The organism is Streptomyces sp. NPDC000075 (assembly GCF_040301925.1).
GTDB lineage: Bacteria > Actinomycetota > Actinomycetes > Streptomycetales > Streptomycetaceae > Streptomyces > Streptomyces polychromogenes.
Window position 1 is genome coordinate 142,347 of sequence record NZ_JBEPFL010000006.1, and the last position, 17,590, is coordinate 159,936.

15 protein-coding genes are annotated in these 17,590 nt (G+C 74.1%); 14 read left to right on the forward strand and 1 reads right to left on the reverse strand.

Annotated features, from left to right (window positions below; all coding sequences use genetic code 11):
- Positions 1–36 precede the first annotated feature (36 nt).
- The 13 genes from ABT403_RS09920 (at position 37) to ABT403_RS09980 (ending at position 13,792) form a co-directional block, all read left to right on the forward strand.
- Complete coding sequence (locus ABT403_RS09920) at positions 37–1,158, forward strand: NAD(P)/FAD-dependent oxidoreductase (protein ID WP_344166168.1); 1,122 nt, start codon at positions 37–39, stop codon at positions 1,156–1,158.
- Positions 1,159–1,203: 45 nt separating this feature from the next.
- On the forward strand, positions 1,204–1,515 hold the full coding sequence (locus ABT403_RS09925) for a (2Fe-2S)-binding protein (RefSeq protein WP_425580283.1): 312 nt from the start codon (positions 1,204–1,206) through the stop codon (positions 1,513–1,515).
- A complete protein-coding gene (locus ABT403_RS09930) occupies positions 1,496–2,983 on the forward strand; it encodes an FAD-dependent oxidoreductase (protein WP_344166169.1) in 1,488 nt (495 codons plus the stop codon). Before ABT403_RS09925 ends, ABT403_RS09930 begins: the two co-directional genes overlap by 20 nt.
- Positions 2,984–3,089: 106 nt before the next feature.
- Positions 3,090–4,022, forward strand: a complete 933-nt coding sequence (locus ABT403_RS09935) for a dihydrodipicolinate synthase family protein (RefSeq protein ID WP_344166170.1) — start codon at positions 3,090–3,092, stop codon at positions 4,020–4,022.
- Positions 4,023–4,079: 57 nt separating this feature from the next.
- Positions 4,080–5,084, forward strand: coding sequence for a proline racemase family protein (locus tag ABT403_RS09940; RefSeq protein WP_344166171.1), 1,005 nt, complete (start codon positions 4,080–4,082; stop codon positions 5,082–5,084).
- Positions 5,081–6,100, forward strand: coding sequence for a proline racemase family protein (locus ABT403_RS09945; RefSeq protein ID WP_344166172.1), 1,020 nt, complete (start codon positions 5,081–5,083; stop codon positions 6,098–6,100). Before ABT403_RS09940 ends, ABT403_RS09945 begins: the two co-directional genes overlap by 4 nt.
- Positions 6,097–7,047: an ornithine cyclodeaminase family protein gene (locus ABT403_RS09950; protein WP_344166173.1), complete on the forward strand. Its 951-nt coding sequence runs from the start codon at positions 6,097–6,099 to the stop codon at positions 7,045–7,047. Before ABT403_RS09945 ends, ABT403_RS09950 begins: the two co-directional genes overlap by 4 nt.
- A gap of 56 nt (positions 7,048–7,103) precedes the next feature.
- Complete coding sequence (locus ABT403_RS09955) at positions 7,104–7,814, forward strand: GntR family transcriptional regulator (protein ID WP_344166174.1); 711 nt, start codon at positions 7,104–7,106, stop codon at positions 7,812–7,814.
- 210 nt (positions 7,815–8,024) lie between these two features.
- Entirely contained in the window at positions 8,025–9,767 is a 1,743-nt protein-coding gene (locus tag ABT403_RS09960) for an ABC transporter substrate-binding protein (protein ID WP_344166175.1), read from the forward strand.
- A gap of 23 nt (positions 9,768–9,790) precedes the next feature.
- Complete coding sequence (locus ABT403_RS09965; protein WP_344166176.1) at positions 9,791–10,753, forward strand: ABC transporter permease; 963 nt, start codon at positions 9,791–9,793, stop codon at positions 10,751–10,753.
- The gene (locus ABT403_RS09970) at positions 10,750–11,736 is read left to right on the forward strand and encodes an ABC transporter permease (protein ID WP_344166177.1); all 987 of its coding nucleotides are present in this window, start codon (positions 10,750–10,752) and stop codon (positions 11,734–11,736) included. Before ABT403_RS09965 ends, ABT403_RS09970 begins: the two co-directional genes overlap by 4 nt.
- Entirely contained in the window at positions 11,736–12,773 is a 1,038-nt protein-coding gene (locus tag ABT403_RS09975) for an ABC transporter ATP-binding protein (protein ID WP_344166178.1), read from the forward strand. The genes ABT403_RS09970 and ABT403_RS09975 overlap by 1 nt, the downstream gene beginning before the upstream one ends.
- Positions 12,770–13,792, forward strand: coding sequence for an ABC transporter ATP-binding protein (locus tag ABT403_RS09980; RefSeq protein ID WP_344166179.1), 1,023 nt, complete (start codon positions 12,770–12,772; stop codon positions 13,790–13,792). Before ABT403_RS09975 ends, ABT403_RS09980 begins: the two co-directional genes overlap by 4 nt.
- A gap of 72 nt (positions 13,793–13,864) precedes the next feature.
- Here ABT403_RS09980 and ABT403_RS09985 read toward each other — a convergent pair whose 3' ends face one another.
- On the reverse strand, positions 13,865–15,919 hold the full coding sequence (locus tag ABT403_RS09985; RefSeq protein ID WP_344166180.1) for a S9 family peptidase: 2,055 nt from the start codon (positions 15,917–15,919) through the stop codon (positions 13,865–13,867).
- An 82-nt stretch (positions 15,920–16,001) separates the two neighbouring features.
- Between ABT403_RS09985 and ABT403_RS09990 the strand changes: the two genes are divergently transcribed.
- Positions 16,002–17,579, forward strand: coding sequence for an MFS transporter (locus tag ABT403_RS09990; protein ID WP_425580284.1), 1,578 nt, complete (start codon positions 16,002–16,004; stop codon positions 17,577–17,579).
- Positions 17,580–17,590 lie beyond the last annotated feature (11 nt).

Sequence of the window (17,590 nt, forward strand, 5' to 3'; positions counted from 1 at the left end):
CTAGGCACCACCAAAAGAATGTGACATATTACTGACATGGACGTCGTGATCATCGGCGCCGGCGTCGTCGGGGCCGCGTGCGCGTACTACGCGAGCCGCTCCGGTCTCTCCGTGACGGTGGTGGACCGGGGCCCCGTGGCCGGCGGCACCACCGGCGCGGGCGAGGGCAACCTGCTCGTCTCCGACAAGGAGGCGGGCCCCGAGCTCGACCTGGCCCTCCTCTCAGCCCGCCTCTGGCGGGAGCTGTCCGCCGAACTCCCCGGAGCCGTCGAGTACGAGCCCAAGGGCGGGCTGGTGGTGGCCCCCGACGAGACCACCCTGAAGGCCCTGCGCCACTTCGCGGAGGGCCAGCGGGCGGCCGGGGTCGCCTGCGCCGAGGCGGACCCGGCGGCCCTGCGCGAACTGGAGCCGCACCTCGCCCCGGGCCAGGCGGGCGGCTTCCACTACCCCCAGGACGCCCAGGTCCAGCCGGCCCTGGCGGCGGCCCGCCTGCTGAAGGCCTCGGGCGCCACGGTGCACCTGGGCGAGGAGGTCACCGGAATCCTCCTGGAACGGGGCACGGTCACGGGTGTCCGCACCTCCCGCCGGACGCTGCGGGCCCCGGCGGTGGTCAACGCCTCGGGCACCTGGGGCGGCCGGATCGCCGAACTCGCCGGGACCGTCCTGCCCGTGCTGCCCCGCCGCGGCTTCGTCCTGGTGACGGAACCCCTCCCGCAGGTGGTCCGGCACAAGGTCTACGCGGCCGACTACATCGCGGACGTGGCCAGCGACTCGGCGGCCCTGCAGTCCTCGGCGGTGGTCGAGGGCACCCCCTCGGGCCCGGTCCTGATCGGCGCCACCCGCGAGCGGGTTGGCTTCGACCGCACCCTCTCCACGGACGCCCTGCGCCGCCTGGCGGGCCAGGCCGCGGCCCTCTTCCCGGTCCTGGCGGACGTCAAGGTGATGCGCGCCTACCACGGCTTCCGCCCCTACCTCCCCGACCACCTCCCGGCGATCGGCCCGGACCCCCGGGTGCCCGGCCTCCTCCACGCCTGCGGCCACGAGGGCGCGGGCATCGGACTGGCCCCCGGTACCGGCCTGCTGATCGCGGCGGCCCTCACGGAGACCGCCCCGCCGGTCCCGCCCGCCCCCTTCCGCCCGGACCGCTTCGCGTCGTGAGCACCCGCACCGACGACGTCCCCACCCCCCCCGAGGAGCCTTCTGATGCGCAGCCCCCGCGAGCTGGTCGGCGGCGCCCCGGCGGCCGTGTACCCGATCGGCTTCGACGGCCGTGAACTGCCTGCCCAGGAGGGGCAGTCCATCGCCGCCGTCCTCTGGGCGGCCGGGATCCTCTCCTGGCGCACCACCCGCGAGGGCGGCGCCCCTCGCGGCGCCTTCTGCGGGATCGGCGCCTGCTACGACTGCCTCGTCACCGTCAACGGCCGCCCCAACCAGCGCGCCTGCCTCGTCCCGGCCCGCCCCGGGGACACCGTCACCACCCAGGAAGGCACCGGCCATGCCGACCTCGCCCTCTGACCGCGCCGGCCTCGACGGGCCTGCCGACCTCGACGGGCCTGCCGACCTCGCCGGGCCGGCCGGCCCCGACGGGCCCGCCGACCTGGCCGTCATCGGCGCCGGTCCGGCCGGCCTCGCGGCCGCCGTCACCGCCGCGCGGCTCGGCCTGCGCGTCACCCTCCTCGACACCGCCGACCGCCCGGGCGGCCAGTACTACCGCCACCCCGCGGCGTCCCTCGGCGCCGCCCGCCCCGAGGCCCTGCACCACGACTGGCGGGCCTTCGCCGCCCGCGAAGCCGCCCTGCGCGCCCAGGAGGCGGCGGGCCGCGTCACGTACCTGCCCCGGCACCACGTGTGGACGGTGGTCCCGGACGGCGGGCACTGGCTGCTGCACGCCGTCGCCGGACACGCCCCCGACGAGACGCGGGCGGCCGTCCGGGCGCGGGCCGTCCTGCTCGCCACCGGCGCCTACGAACGCCAGCTGCCCTTCCCCGGCTGGACCCTCCCCGGGGTGGTCGGCGCCGGCGGGGCCCAGGCCATGCTGAAGGACGGCCTCGTCCTGCCCGGGCGCCGCGTCGTGGTGGCCGGCAGCGGCCCGCTCCTCCTCGCGGTGGCCGGCTCCCTCGCCGCCGCCGGGGCCACCGTCCCGGCCGTCGTCGAGGCCGCCTCGTACACCGCGTACGCCCCGCAGGCCCGCGCCCTGCTCCGCAACCCCGCCAAACTCGCCGAAGGCGCCGTGTACGGCGGCGCCCTGCTCCGCCACGGCATCCGCCTGCTCACCCGGCACGCCGTCACCGAGGCGCACGGCACCACCCGCGTCGAGGCCGTCACCCTCGCCCGCCTCGGCCGGGACTGGCGCCCGGTGCCCGGCACTTCCCGCCGGATCCCCTGCGACGCCCTCGCCGTGGGCCACGGCCTGGTGCCGCAGCTGGAACTGGCCACCGGCCTCGGCTGCGCCACCCGCCCCGCCCCCGACGGCACGGTCGCCCTCGTACTGGACGCGGCCCAGCGGACCTCCGTCCCCGGCGTCTGGTCGGCCGGCGAGACCGGGGGCATCGGCGGAGCGCAACTGGCCCTGACCGAGGGGGAGATCGCCGCCCACGCGATCGCGGGCCGGCCGGTGCCCGTTGCCCTGACCCGCCGCCGCGCCCGGCTGCGCGCCTTCGCCGGCGCGATGGCCGCCGCGCACCGCCCCGGCCCGGGCTGGACCGGCTGGCTGCGCGAGGAGACCGACGTGTGCCGCTGCGAGGAGGTCCCGGCCGGCCGGATCCGCGAGGCGGTCGAGGAGCTGGGGGCGCGGGACGCCCGTACGGTCAAACTCCTCACCCGGGCCGGGATGGGCTGGTGCCAGGGCCGGATGTGCGGCCCGGCGGTGGCCGCCCTGGCCGGCGGGGCCCCGGCGCCGGACCGGCGCCCGCTGTCCTGCCCGGTCCCGCTCCGCCAGCTCGCCGCCCTGCCCCCGTCCGAGCCCGCCCCGCCGGGCGCCTGAGCGGGCGGCGGCCCGCCGGCTTCCCTCCACCAACCCCTGTCCGGCCTCTTGTGGCCGATCCACGCCCACTAGTAAAATGTCACACACCACACTAGGGAGTCCTTCCATGACCGACGCGCCCACCCCCGCGCCCTCCACCGTCCCCGACACCCGCACCCGCCCCTGGCACGGCATCATGGTCGCCACCGCCCTGCCCCTGCGCGCGGACCTCTCCGTCGACTACGACGCCTACGCCGAGCACGTGGCCTGGCTGATCGCCAACGGCTGCGACGGCGTCGTCCCCAACGGCTCCCTCGGCGAGTACCAGACCCTCACCGACGAGGAGCGGGCCCGCGTCGTGCGCACCGCCGTCGAGGCCGCCGGTGACGGCGCCCGCGTCATGCCCGGCGTGGCGGCGTACGGCAGCGCCGAGGCCCGCCGCTGGGCCGAGCAGGCCGCCGAGGCCGGCGCGGGCTCCGTCCTGCTCCTGCCCCCCAACGCCTTCCGCGCCGACGAGGAGACCGTACGCGCCCACTACGCCGAGGTCGCCGGGGCCGGACTGCCGGTGGTCGCGTACAACAACCCGTACGACACCAAGGTGGACCTGGTCCCCTCCCTCCTCGCGCGCCTGCACGCCGACGGCAGCATCGTCGCCGTCAAGGAGTTCAGCGGGGACGTCCGCCGCGCCTACGAGATCGCCGAACTCGCCCCGGGCCTGGACCTGCTCATCGGCGCCGACGACGTCCTGCTCGAACTGGCCCTGGCCGGCGCCGTCGGGTGGATCGCCGGCTACCCCAACGCCCTGCCCCGCTCCTGCGCCACCCTCTACCGGGCCGCCGTCGCCGGAGACACCGCCACCGCCCTGCCGCTCTACAAGTCCCTGCACTCGCTGCTGCGCTGGGACTCCAAGACCGAGTTCGTCCAGGCCATCAAGCTCTCCATGGACCTGGCCGGCCGCCCCGGCGGCGCCACCCGTCCCCCGCGCTTCCCGCTCACCGGGGAGACCGAGGCCGCCGTGCGCGCCGCCACCGAGAAGGCCCTCGCCGAGGGCCTGAACTAGCCACCCGGCTACCCAGCCACCCAGCACGAACCAGCGACCGGCCGGAGGGGCGACCTGATGCGCACACGCCACGTCTACCACGCGGTGGACTCCCACACCGAGGGCATGCCGACCCGGGTGATCACCGGGGGAGTCGGGGTGATCCCCGGCGCCACCATGGCGGACAAGCGGCTCCACTTCATGGAGCACCTGGACCACGTCCGCACGCTGCTCATGTACGAGCCGCGCGGCCACGCGGCGATGAGCGGTGCCATCCTCCAGCCGCCCACCCGGCCCGACGCCGACTTCGGCGTGCTCTACATCGAGGTGTCGGGCCTGCTGCCCATGTGCGGGCACGGCACCATCGGGGTGGCCACGGTCCTGGTCGAGACCGGCATGGTCCCGGTCGTCGAGCCGGTCACCACGGTGCGGCTCGACACCCCCGCCGGGCTGGTCAGCGTGGACGTGCGGGTGGAGGACGGCGCCGCCACCGCCGTCACCCTCACCAACGTCCCCGCCTTCAGCGCCGGCCTCGACCTGAAGGCCGAGGTCCCCGGCTTCGGCACCGTCACCTACGACCTCGCCTACGGCGGGAACTTCTACGCCTTCGTCGAACTGGACGCCCTGGGCCTGCCCTTCGACCGGGCCCGCAAGGAGGACCTGATCGCCGCCGGGCTCGCCGTCATGGACGCGGTCAACGCCTCCCCGGACCGGCCCGTCCACCCCGAGGACCCCGCGATCGCCGGCGTCAAGCACGTCTACCTCGCCGCCCCCGGCTCCGACGCCCGCCGCTCCCGGCACGCCATGGCCATCCACCCGGGCTGGTTCGACCGCTCGCCCTGCGGTACGGGGACCAGTGCGCGCATGGCCCAGCTGCACGCGCGCGGCCTGCTGCCGCTGGACACCGACTTCGTGAACGAGTCCTTCATCGGCACCGAGTTCACCGGCCGCCTCGTCGCCGGGACCACCGTCGGCGGCCGCCCCGCCGTCGTCCCCACGGTCACCGGCCGGGCCTGGATCACCGGCACCGCCCAGTACTTCCTCGACCCGTCCGACCCCTTCCCCGGAGGGTTCCTGCTGTGACCGCCCCGACCACCGTCCGCACGGCCGACTACCACACCGCCGGCGAGCCCTTCCGGATCGTGGCGGAGGGACTGCCCCCGGTCCCCGGTGACACCGTCGCCGAGCGCTGCGCCACGGCCATCGGCCCCGGAGGCTCGGGGACCGCGCCGCGCCGCGGCCCGCTGGACGAGGTACGGCGCCTCCTGGTCCAGGAGCCGCGCGGCCACGCCGGCATGTACGGCGGCTTCGTGGTGCCCCCGGACGACGACGGGGCCCACTTCGGGGTGCTGTTCTGGCACAAGGACGGCTACTCCACCGCCTGCGGCCACGGCACCATGGCGCTCGGCGTCTGGGCCGTGGACTCCGGCCGGGTCGCGGCCCCAGACGACGGGGACGTCCAGGTGCGCGTCGACGTCCCCTCGGGCCGGGTCGCCGCCACCGTCCACCGGGCCCAGGGCCGCACCACCGGGGTCACCTTCCGCAACGTCCCGGCCCGCGTGGGCGCCCGCAAGGTCCCGGTGGCCACCACGCTGGGGGTCGCCGAGGTGGACATCGCACACGCCGGGGCCTGCTACGCCTCGGTCTCCGCCCGCGACCTCGGCCTGGAGGTGACCCGCGCCGCCCTGCCCGAACTGGTCCGGGCCGGACGGGAGATCCGCGCCGCCCTCGCCACGCACCCGGCGACCTGGCACCCGGACGGCCCGCTGCTCTCGGGCGTCTACGGGGTGATCCTCCACGAGGAGCTGCCCGACACCCCGTTCGGGCCGCACCAGCGCAACGTCACCGTCTTCGCCGACGGGCAGATCGACCGCTCGCCCTGCGGCTCCGGCACCTCCGCCCGGCTCGCGCTGCTGGCGCAGGACGGCCGGCTGGGGGCGGGGGAGGACCTGCTGCACGAGTCGGTGACGGGCACCGTGTTCACCGGCCGGATCTTCGCCGACGGGGTCACCGAGGTCACCGGCACCGCCTACCGCACGGGGGAGCACGTCTTCACCGCCGACCCGTACGACGCCCTCGGCGCGGGCTTCCTGCTGTGACGGCCCTCCTCCAGCTGGACGCCGCACGGACGGCGGGGGCGCTCACCACAGCCGGGGCGGCCGACGCCCTGGCCGGGGCGCTGCGCGCCGGACTGGACCCGGAGGCCTGCCCGGGGCGCACCGGCGTGCCCGTGCCCGGGGGCGAGCTCCTGCTCATGCCGGCCGCGTCGGGCGGGTACGCCGGAGTGAAGATCGCCGGGGTCGCCCCGGGCAACCCGGCGCTCGGGCTGCCCCGGATCACCGGCAGCTACCTCCTCCTGGACGGCCCCACCCTGCGGCCGCTGGCCCTCCTGGACGGCGCCGCCCTGACCGCCCTGCGCACCCCGGCGGTCTCCGTCCTCGCCCTGCGCCACCTCACCGGGCCGGGGCGTCCGCTGCGGCTGGTGCTCTTCGGGTCGGGGCCACAGGCGTACGGGCACCTCGAAGCGGTGCTGGAGCTGAGGGAGCTCGCGGAGGCGGTGGTGGTGGCCCGTGACCCGGGCCGGGCCGGGGCGCTGGCGGCGCACGCCCGGGCCCTCGGAGTGCCGGCCCGCACCGGCACGGCGCGGGACGTGGAGGGGGCGGACCTGGTGCTGTGCTGCACCACCGCCCGCGAGCCGCTCTTCGACGGGCGGCTGGTGGCCCCGGGGGCGGTCGTCGTCGCCGTCGGCTCGCACGAGCCGGACGCCCGGGAGACGGACACCGCCCTCGTGCGACGCGCGGCGGTGTACGTGGAGTCGAGGGCGGCGGCGCTGCGCGAGGCGGGGGACCTGCTGATCCCGGAGGCCGAGGGGGCGATCGGTCCCGGTCATATCAACGGCACCCTGTCCGACCTGGTCGCGGGACGCAACGCCGTGGCGGCGAGGCCGAGTTGTCCACAGCTCTTCAAGAGTGTGGGAATGGCCTGGGAAGATCTTGCCGTAGCGGTGGCGATCTACCACGCGACCGGGGCGAACAGCGAAACGTGACATTGTACGCTGTTCCTCCGCACGTCGGTGGTGTGCGGGGTCTCGGAGGAAGAGCAATGGGTGACCTGAAGCAGCACAGTCTCATCAAGGCCCAGGAGCGGCTGCGCGACCAGGTCGGCCATGCCCTCCGGGCCGCCCTGATAGCGGGCGAGCTGCGCCCCGGCAGCGTCTACTCGGCGCCCGGCCTCGCCGCCGAGCTCGGCGTGTCGGCCACGCCCGTGCGCGAGGCGATGCTGGACCTGGCCCGCGAGGGTCTGGTCGAGCCCGTCCGCAACAAGGGCTTCCGGATCACCGAGGTCAGCGAGCGCGACCTCGACCAGTACACCGAGCTGCGCACCATGATCGAGGTGCCGACGATCGGCCGGATCACCCGGACGGCCACGCGGGAGCAGCTCGAGGAGCTGCGCCCGATCGCCGAGGAGATCGTCAGCAGTGCCCGCGAGCACAACCTCATCGGCTACCTGGAGGCCGACCGCCGCTTCCACCTCAGCCTCCTCGCCCTCGCGGGCAACGAGCGCCTGGTCGAGACCGTCGGCGACCTGCGCAAGCGCTCCCGGCTGTACGGGCTGACGGGCCTGGACGAGGCAGGCAAGCTGGTCTCCTCCGCCGAGGAGCACATCGAGCTCCTGGACCTGATGCTGACCGGCGACGCGGAGGCGGCCGAGGCGTGCATGCAGCGCCACCTCGGCCACGTCCGTTCCCTGTGGGCCCAGGGCCGTGACGAGCCGGTGGGCCGCCCCCACGGCGGCCTCGGCTCCGGCCTCTAGGGGCCGTCCCCACCACGCGCGCGAGCCGCCGGGTCATCACCCGGCGGCTTCCGCGCGTTCCGGGCGCCTGACTCCCGGGGCCAACTCCCGTGCGACAGACCTGATTTGGACACGGCTGGATAACGGCGGCGACAGGGGGTTGTCAGTACAATTTCACATTACTATGTTACCGGTCACACCCTAAAGCGCGGCCCTTCACTGGAGTGACCCATGACCAAGCGCACGCAACTCGCCCTCGCCACCGCCCTGGTGGCGACGCTCGCACTCGGCGCCTCGGGCTGCTCCGACCCCAAGAAGGGCTCCGAGGGGAAGGGCGGCGCGAACCCCGCCGCCGCCAACGAGGGCAAGACCCTCGGCGGCACCCCCGTGAAGGGCGGCACCCTCACCGTCCTGTCCAACCAGGACTTCTCCCACCTCGACCCCGCCCGGAACTGGGTCATGCCGGCCATGGACTTCGGCACCCGCCTGCTCTACCGCACCCTCGTCACCTTCAAGGCCGAGCCCGGCAAGGCCGGCAGCGAGCTCGTCCCCGACCTCGCCACCGACCTCGGCACCCCCTCCAACGGCGGCCGCACCTGGACCTTCACCCTCAAAGAGGGGCTGAAGTACGAGGACGGCAGCCCGGTCAAGGCCCAGGACGTCAAGTACAACGTCGAGCGCTCCTTCGCCCCCGACCTCACCGGCGGCCCCGACTACGCCGCCCAGTACCTGGCCGGCACCGAGGGCTACAAGGGACCCCTCCAGGGGCAGCACCTCGACTCGGTCAAGACCCCCGACGACCGCACGATCGTCTTCGAACTCAAGCGCCCCGTCGCCGAGTTCTCCCAGACCGCCACCCTCCCCACCTTCTCCCCGGTCCCGCAGTCCCAGGAGAAGGGCACCCAGTACGACGCCCGCCCGTTCTCCTCCGGCCCGTACAAGATCGAGTCGTACGAGCGCGACAAGAAGCTCGTCCTCGTCCGCAACGAGCACTGGGACCAGAAGAGCGACTCCGTCCGCAAGGCCTACCCGGACAGGTTCGTCGTCGTCATGGGCCTCAAGGGCGGCCAGATCGACGACCGCATCATCGCCGGGGAGGGCGCCGACGCCTCCGCCGTCGAGTACTTCAACATGCGCCCCGAGAGCGCCCCGAAGGTCCTGCCCAAGCCCGACGTCAAGGCCCGCCTGCTGGCCGAGTCCCAGGGCTGTACGACCATGCTCCATCTGAACAACTCCCGCGCCCCCTTCGACGACCCCAAGGTCCGCGAGGCCATGCAGTACGCGGTCGACAAGGACGCCGTCATCACCGCCGCCGGCGGCCCCGCCCTCAACGAGGTGGCCACCGCCTACCTGCCCCCGGCCCTCACCGGCGGCAAGCAGGCCGACACCCTGAAGATCCCGGCCTCCGGCGACCCCGCCAAGGCGAAGGAACTCCTCAAGGCCGCCGGCAAGGAGCACCTCAAGGTCTCCCTCACCGTCTCCACCGGGGACAAGGCCAAGGCCGAGGCCCTCCAGCAGGGCCTGGCCCGGGCCGGCGTCGAGGTCGTCATCGACACCGTCGACCCCGGCGCCTACTACGACGTCATCGGCGACCTCTCCACCACCCCCGACATGACCTACACCGGCTGGTGCCCCGACTACCCCTCCGGCTCCACCTGGATCCCCTTCGTCTTCGACGGACGCACCATCAAGGACAAGGGCAACCAGGGCAACTACGCCCAGTTCCGCGACGACGCCGTCACGAAGCGGATCGACGAGATCAACGCCATGGCCGATGCCAAGCAGGCCAACCAGGCCTGGATCGACCTCGACGCCGAGATCATGAAGAAGGCCCCGTCCATCCCGGTCCTCCTGGAGCGCAAGCCGCTCCTCGTCGGCCCCAACATCGCCGGCGCCTACGGCCACCCCGTGTGGACCGGCACCATCGACTACGGGACCGTCGGCCTCAAGGACCCCTCGAAGAGCCAGGGCTGAGGGATCCGGGACCGGCAGACACCATGACCACCACCGCACCCGGCGCCGCCGCCGGCGCGGCCCCGGCCGGGGCCGCGGACCTGCCCCCGGGCAGCAGCCCCTGGCAGCTCGCCCGGCGGGAACTGCGCCGCCGCCCCGCCGTCCGCGTCAGCCTCGGCGTCGTGCTCCTCTTCGTGCTGATGGCCCTGACCGCCCCCTGGCTGGGCGCGCTCGGCGGCTGGTCCCCCGAGGAGTTCGACAAGGCCGCCGTCGACCCCTACCTCGCCGGCCAGCCGCTCGGCTCCTTCGGCGGGATCAGCCCCGAGCACTGGCTCGGCGTCGAACCCGTCACCGGCCGCGACCTGTTCGCCCGCGTCGTCCACGGCGCCCAGGTCTCCCTCCTCATCGCCTTCGCCGCCACCGCCATCGTCGTCCTCACCGGCACCGCCGCCGGCATCGCGGCCGGCTACTTCGGCGGCCGCACCGACGCCGTCCTGTCCCGGCTCATGGACCTCACCATGTCCTTCCCCTCGCTCATCTTCATGATCGCGATGCTGTCGGTGGCCAAGGACGTCAACCGGATCGTGCTGATGACCTCCGTCATCGGACTCTTCGGCTGGCCCGGCGTCGCCCGCGTGGTCCGCGGCCAGACCCTCTCCCTCAAACACCGCGAGTACGTCGACGCCGCCCGCGTGGGCGGATCCGGCGCCTGGCGGATCCTGACCCGCGACATCCTCCCCGGCGTCTCCGGCCCCGTCATCGCCTACACCACGCTGCTGATCCCCGGCATGATCAGCACCGAGGCCGCGCTCAGCTACCTCGGCGTCGGCGTCCGCCCGCCCACCCCCTCCTGGGGCCAGATGATCGCCGAGTCCGTGGCCTTCTACGAGACGGACCCGATGTACTTCGTCATCCCGAGCGTCTTCCTCTTCCTCGCCGTCCTCGCCTTCACCCTCCTCGGCGACGCCCTGCGCGACATCCTCGACCCGAGGGGCGGCCGCAGTTGATCCTCTACCTCCTGCGCCGACTGCTCGCCCTGGCGGGCGTGCTCCTGGCCATCGCCGCCGTCACCTTCCTCATCTTCTACGTCCTGCCCACCGACCCGGCAGCCGCGGCCTGCGGCAAGACCTGCAGCCCCGAACGGCTCGCCGACGTACGGGAGTACCTCGGCCTCGACCAGCCCCTGTGGGAGCAGTTCACCCACTTCCTCACCGGCATCTTCACCGGCCGCACCCTCGGCACCGGCCGGTTCGCCGTCCAGTGCGACTTCCCCTGCCTGGGCTACTCGTACGAGAACTCGCTGCCCGTCTGGGACCTGCTCATGGACCGGCTCCCGGTCTCCGCCTCCCTCGCCTTCGGCGCCGCCGTGCTGTGGCTGCTGCTCGGCCTGGGCGCCGGGGTCACCGCCGCCCTGCGCAAGGACACCGCCACAGACAAGGCGCTGATGGTCGGCGCGGTCGCCGCGGCCTCCCTGCCCGTCTACTTCACCTCCGTCATGCTCATCTACGGGGTGATCCGCATCGCCGGACTGCTGCCCTACCCCAGCTACCACGAGCTCACCGCCGACCCGCTCGGCTGGGCCGGCAACCTGCTGCTGCCCTGGACCGCGCTCGCCCTGCTCTACGCCGCCATGTACGCCCGGCAGAGCCGCGGCTCGATGATCGAGGCGATGGCCGAGCCGTACATCCGCACCGCCCGCGCCAAGGGCATGCCCGAGCGGACCGTCGTCGTCAAGCACGGGCTGCGCTCCGGGATGACCCCGATCCTCACCATCTTCGGCATGGACCTCGGCGGCCTGCTCGCCGGAGCCGTGATCACCGAGTCCATCTTCGGGCTCCCCGGCATCGGGCGGCTCTTCTACGGGGCCCTCGTCAGCTCCGACCAGCCGGTGGTCCTCGGGGTCACTCTGCTCGCCGCCTTCTTCATCGTCGTCGCGAACCTCGTCGTCGACCTCCTGTACGCCGTCATCGACCCGAGGGTGAGGTACTGATGACCGCCCCCGCCCCCCTCCTGGAAGTCCGCGACCTCGGCGTCACGTTCACCACGCCGCGCGGCACCGTACGGGCCGTGGACTCCCTCGGCTTCACCGTCGAGGCCGGACGCACCCTCGGCATCGTCGGCGAGTCAGGCTCCGGGAAGTCCGTCACCTCCCTCGCCGTCATGGGCCTGCACCGGGCCGGCGCCGAGGTCACGGGCTCCGTCCGGCTCGCCGGACGGGAACTCACCGGACTCCCCGAGAAGCAGCTCGCCAAGGTCCGCGGCCGGAAGATCGCCATGATCTTCCAGGACCCGCTGTCCAGCCTGCACCCCTACTACACCGTCGGCGAGCAGATCGCCGAGCACTTCCGGGTCCACTTCCGGGCCGGACGGGCCGCCGCCCGCAAGCGGGCGGTCGACATGCTGGGCGAGGTCGGCATCCCCGAACCGGCCCGCCGGGCCGGGGAGTACCCGCACCAGTTCTCCGGCGGCATGCGCCAGCGCGCGATGATCGCCATGGCCCTGGCCTGCGAGCCCGACCTCCTCATCGCCGACGAGCCCACCACCGCCCTGGACGTCACCGTCCAGGCGCAGATCCTGGAGCTGATCGCCCGCCTCCAGCAGGAGCGCGGCCTCGGCGTCGTGATGATCACCCACGATCTGGGGGTGGTGGCCCGGATCGCCCACGAGGTGCTGGTCATGTACGGCGGCCGGGCCGCCGAACAGGCCACGGCGGAGGCCCTGTTCGCCGAGCCCGCCCATCCCTACACCCGGGGCCTGCTCGACTCCCTGCCCCGCCTCGACAGCGCGGACGACGTCCCGCTGCCGTCCATCCCCGGCTCCCCGCCGTCCCTGCTCAACCCGGCGCCCGGCTGCGCCTTCGCCCCCCGCTGCGCGGTGGCCGCAGCCGCCCCGGCCGGGGACACGGCCCGCTGCACGGGCGAGCGGCCCGCCCTGCGCCCGTACGGTTCGCCGGACCGGCTGGCCGCCTGCCACTTCGCCGGTGCGGTGCCCGCCGCCGCCGGCCCTGCCCCGGAGGTGTCCCGATGACGGCCCCGGCCACCCGCCCCCAGACCGTCGCGGAGCCGCGGGAGCCGTCGTCCGGGCCGCTGCTGAGCGTCCGCGACCTCACGATGACCTTCCCCGGCAAGCGCACCCTGACCGGGCGCCGCTCGGCGCCGGTGCGGGCCGTCGACGGGGTCTCGTTCGACCTGGAGGCCGGACAGACCCTCGGCCTGGTCGGCGAGTCCGGCTGCGGGAAGTCCACCACCGGCCGGATGCTGGTGCGGCTGCTGGAGCCGACCTCGGGCAGCGTCGTGTTCGACGGCCGGGACATCAGCAGGCTCTCCCAGAGCGCCCTGCGGCCCCTGCGCAGGAACATCCAGATGGTCTTCCAGGACCCGCACTCCTCCCTCAACCCCCGCCAGACGGTCTCCCGGATCATCTCCGACCCGCTGCTGGTCCAGGGCTGGAGCGCGGCTGACGCCCGGCGCCGGGCCGCCGAGCTGATGGAGCTGACCGGGCTGATCCCCGAGCACATCGACCGCTACCCGCACGAGTTCTCCGGCGGCCAGGCCCAGCGCATCGGCATCGCCCGCTCGCTCGCCACCAGCCCCCGGCTGGTGATCGCCGACGAGCCGGTCTCCGCGCTGGACGTCTCCGTCCAGGCGCAGATCGTCAACCTGATGGAGCGGCTGCGCGCCGAACTGGGCCTGGCCTACGTGTTCATCGCGCACGACCTGTCGGTGGTCAAGCGGGTCAGCGACCGGGTCGCGGTGATGTACCTCGGCCGGATCGTCGAGATCGGGGACAAGAGGTCGCTCTACGAGAACCCGCAGCACCCGTACACCCGGGCGCTGCTGTCCGCCGTCCCGCTGCCCGACCCGGCGGCTGAGCGGCGGCGCGAGCGGATCGTGCTGCTCGGCGACCCGCCGAGCCCGGCCGCCCCGCCCCCGGGCTGCTCCTTCCATCCGCGCTGTCCCAAGGCGCAGGAGGTCTGCCGCACCGAACGGCCGGCGCTGCGGCCCGCCGCCTCGCGCGAGGTGGCCTGTCACTTCCCGGGTGACTGACGGGGATCACGGGAAGAAGGGAGGGCCCCGCGGACGATCCCGTACGCGGGGCCCTTCCGCCGTCCGGACCGGCTACAGCGCCAGTTCGCGGCGGAAGAACTCCAGTTCCAGCGCCATGATCTTCTCCCGGGCGCCGCCCGGGGTCATGTGCGTGACGCCGGGCAGCGCGAGCAGCTGGTGCGGGCGGCCCGCGTCGGTGAGGGCCTGCGACAGGCGCAGCGTGTGGGAGGGGTGGACGTTGTCGTCGGCCAGGCCCGTGACCAGCAGCAGCGGGCGGGTCAGCCGGGACGCGTCGGGGATCAGGGAGTCCCGCTCGTACACCTCGGGGTGGTCCTGGGGGAGGCCGAGGTAGCGCTCGGTGTACGCCGTGTCGTAGTGCCGGAAGTCGGTCGGCGCGGCCCCGGCGGCCGCCGCGTGGAAGACGTCCGGGCGGCGCAGCACGGCCATGGCGGAGAGGTAGCCGCCGTAGGACCAGCCGCGGACGCCGACCCGGCCGAGGTCGAGGTCGGCGTGGCGGGCGCCCAGTGCCCTGAGGGCGGCGACCTGGTCGTCGAGGGTGACCTCCGAGAAGCCCCGGTACATGGCGTGGGTGTGGGCGGGGGAGACGTTCGCGGTGCCCCGGTTGTCGACGGTGACCACGGCGAAGCCCTGGTCGGCCCACCACTGGCGGTGCTGCCAGCGGCGGGGCTCGGCGCAGACGTCCTGGGCGCCGGGGCCGCCGTAGCTGTCCATCAGGACGGGCAGGCGGCGGCCGGGGACGTGGTCGCGGGGCAGGACGAGGGCGGTGGGGATCCCCCGCTCGGTGACCCGCTCCAGGACCGGGGTCACCCGGTAGGGCAGCGGCGCGGAGAGGTCGCGGGGGCTGAGCTCGCGCCCGTCGGCGGTGCGCAGGACGCGGCGGACGCCGTCGGCGTCGGCGGAGGTCAGCAGCAGGTGCCCGGCGGCCGCGGCGGTCACGGTGTGCACGCCGGGCCCGTCGGCGAGCGGGCTGAGCTCGCCGGTGGCCGGGTCCAGGAGCAGGACCTGCTGCTCGGAAGGGTCGCGCAGGGAGGCCTCCAGGAGCAGCAGCCCGCCGTGGGTCCCGGCCACGGCGCGGACCTGGACGTCCGCTCCGGTGAGCGGCTTGCCGTCGACGGCCAGGCCCCGGGCGGCCCCGTCCGCGACGTCGGCGGAGGTGAGGGCGCGTCCGTCGGGCAGGCGGGCGGGGGTGCCGGGGAGGGGGTCGACCCACAGGGGGTGGGTGGTGCGCGAGAGTTCGCGGGTGCGGCCGGTGGCGGGGTCGGCGGTGAGGAGGAGGACGTTCTGCTGCAGGCGGTCCTGGACGGTCAGCAGGATCTCGTCCTCGGACTCCCAGCCGGCGTCGGAGACGTAGGGGAAGGCGGCGGCGTCCCAGTCGAGGCGGACCCGGCCGCCGTCGGGGCCCAGGACCCACAGCTGGACGTCGGCGTTGGGGCCGCCCGCCTCGGGATAGGCGAAGTCCTCGGCCGGGAGCTCGGGGTGCGCGGGGTCGGCGAACCAGCGGCGCTGGAGGGCGCTCTCGTCCACGCGGGCGGCGAGCAGGGTGACTTTGTTGGGGGACCACCAGTGGCCCCGGGTGCGGTCGAGCTCCTCGGCGGCGGCGAACTCGGCGACGCCCCAGCGGGCCCCGTCGTCGGGGCTGAGGCGGCCGCCGGGGGCGGTGTACAGGACGTCGTCCGCGACGTAGGCGATGCGCGAGCCGTCGGCGTTGGGGCGCGGGTCGAAGGCGGGGCCGGCGGTGGGGACCGGGGTGGGGGCGCCGTCGCGGGCGACCTCGTAGAGCCGTCCGTGGAGCGGGAAGACGGCGCGCAGGCCGTCGCCGGAGAGGGCGTACGAACCGATCCCGGCGGCCACGAGCCGGGTGCGCTCGCGCAGCCGGCGCTCGGCGACGGGGAGGGCACCGGGCCCGGGGGACAGGACGCGGGGGTCGGCGAGCAGGGTTTCCGTGCCGGTGGCGGTGTCCAGGATCCAGAGCCCGTCGGGCGCGTCGGTGGGGCCGGCCGAGCGCAGGAACCAGAGGAGCCGGCCGCCGTCGCCGAAGGTGAAGGCGCGGGGCGAGCCGTGGGTGAAGCGGGCCGTGGCGGCGGATTGCCTGAGGAGATCGTCCATGATCTCAGTGTGTCATGTGAAATATCACATGGCCTAGCCCATTCGGGTGGTGGCCCTTGGGGCGCGGGCGTAGCGTCGACGGGTGGACCCGAACGCATCGCCGCACAGCACCGGGACCGACGGCACGGTCCGAGGGAACGGCAACGGGAACGGGAACGGGCTGGCCCTGTTCGTGATCGCTTCCTGCCAGCTCATGGTCGTGCTCGACATCACGATCGTGAACATAGCCCTTCCACACATCCAGACGGCACTGGATTTCTCCACCGAGAGCCTGTCCTGGGTCGTCAACGCCTACACGCTCACCTTCGGCGGGCTCCTCCTGCTCGGCGGCCGCACCGGGGACATCCTCGGCCGCAAGCGCGTGTTCGTCTTCGGGGTCCTCCTCTTCGGCCTGGCCTCCCTGCTCGGCGGACTCGCCCAGAACGCCGGCCAGTTGATGGCCGCCCGGGCCCTCCAGGGCGTCGGCGGCGCCATCGCCTCCCCGACCGCCCTCGCGCTGATCACCACCACCTTCCGCGAAGGGCCCGCGCGCAACCGGGCCTTCGGCGTCTTCGCCGCCGTCTCCGCGGGCGGCGGCGCCATCGGGCTCCTCGCCGGCGGCCTGCTGGTCGAATGGCTCGACTGGCGCTGGGTGCTCTTCGTCAACGTCCCCATCGCCCTGGTCATCGCCGTGACGGCCCGCCGGGTCCTGCACGAGTCCGAACGCCACGCCGGGCACTTCGACCTCACGGGCGCGCTGCTGGGCACCTGCGGCATGGTCGCGCTGGTCTACGGGTTCATCCGCGCCTCCCGGGACGGCTGGGCCGACGGGTTCACCCTCGGCTCCTTCGGCGCGGCCGTGGTCCTGCTGACCCTGTTCATCGTCAACGAACGGCGCTCCCAGCAGCCCATCACCCCGCTGCACATGTTCGCGGACCGCAACCGGGCCGGCACCTACGGGATCATGCTCTTCCTCGCCTGCGCGATCTTCGGCATGTTCTTCTTCCTCACCCTGTTCGTGCAGAACGTCCTCGGATTCAGCCCGCTGCGCGCCGGACTCGCCTTCCTGCCCGTCAGCGTCATGGTCGCCCTGTCGGCCACCTTCACCTCCCGGCTGCTGCCCCGGTTCGGGCCCAAGCCCTTCATGGTCGCGGGCGCGCTGTGCTGCGCGGCCGGACTGGCCTGGCTGACGCGGACCGACGTCCACTCCACCTACCCGGGCAGCATCCTCGGCCCGCTCCTCGTGTTCGCCACCGGGATGGGCATGCAGTTCGTCTCACTGACCCTGATGGCCCTGTCCAACGTGCCCGACCGGGAGTCGGGCGCCGCCTCCGGACTCCTCAACTCCATGCAGCAGGTCGGCGGCTCGCTCGGCCTGTCGATCCTCGTCACCGTCTTCGGCACCGCAAGCCGTAACGAGGCCAAGGACCTGGCGGTGGCCTTCGTCCGCGACTCCACGCCCGAGCAGAAGGCCTTCTTCGCCCGCACCCACCAGTACCCCAAGCCCTGGTCCGACCTGGTGCTCACCTCCGGCGTGAGCACGGCCTTCACGGCGGCCGCGGCCTTCACCCTGGCCGGGGCGCTGATCGCGGTGTTCGCCATCCAGGTCCGGCCCTCCGACCTGGAGCGGCTCCAGGGCAACCACACCCCGGCGGGCATCCCGGGGGAAACCGGCGGGTAGTGTCGCCTGGT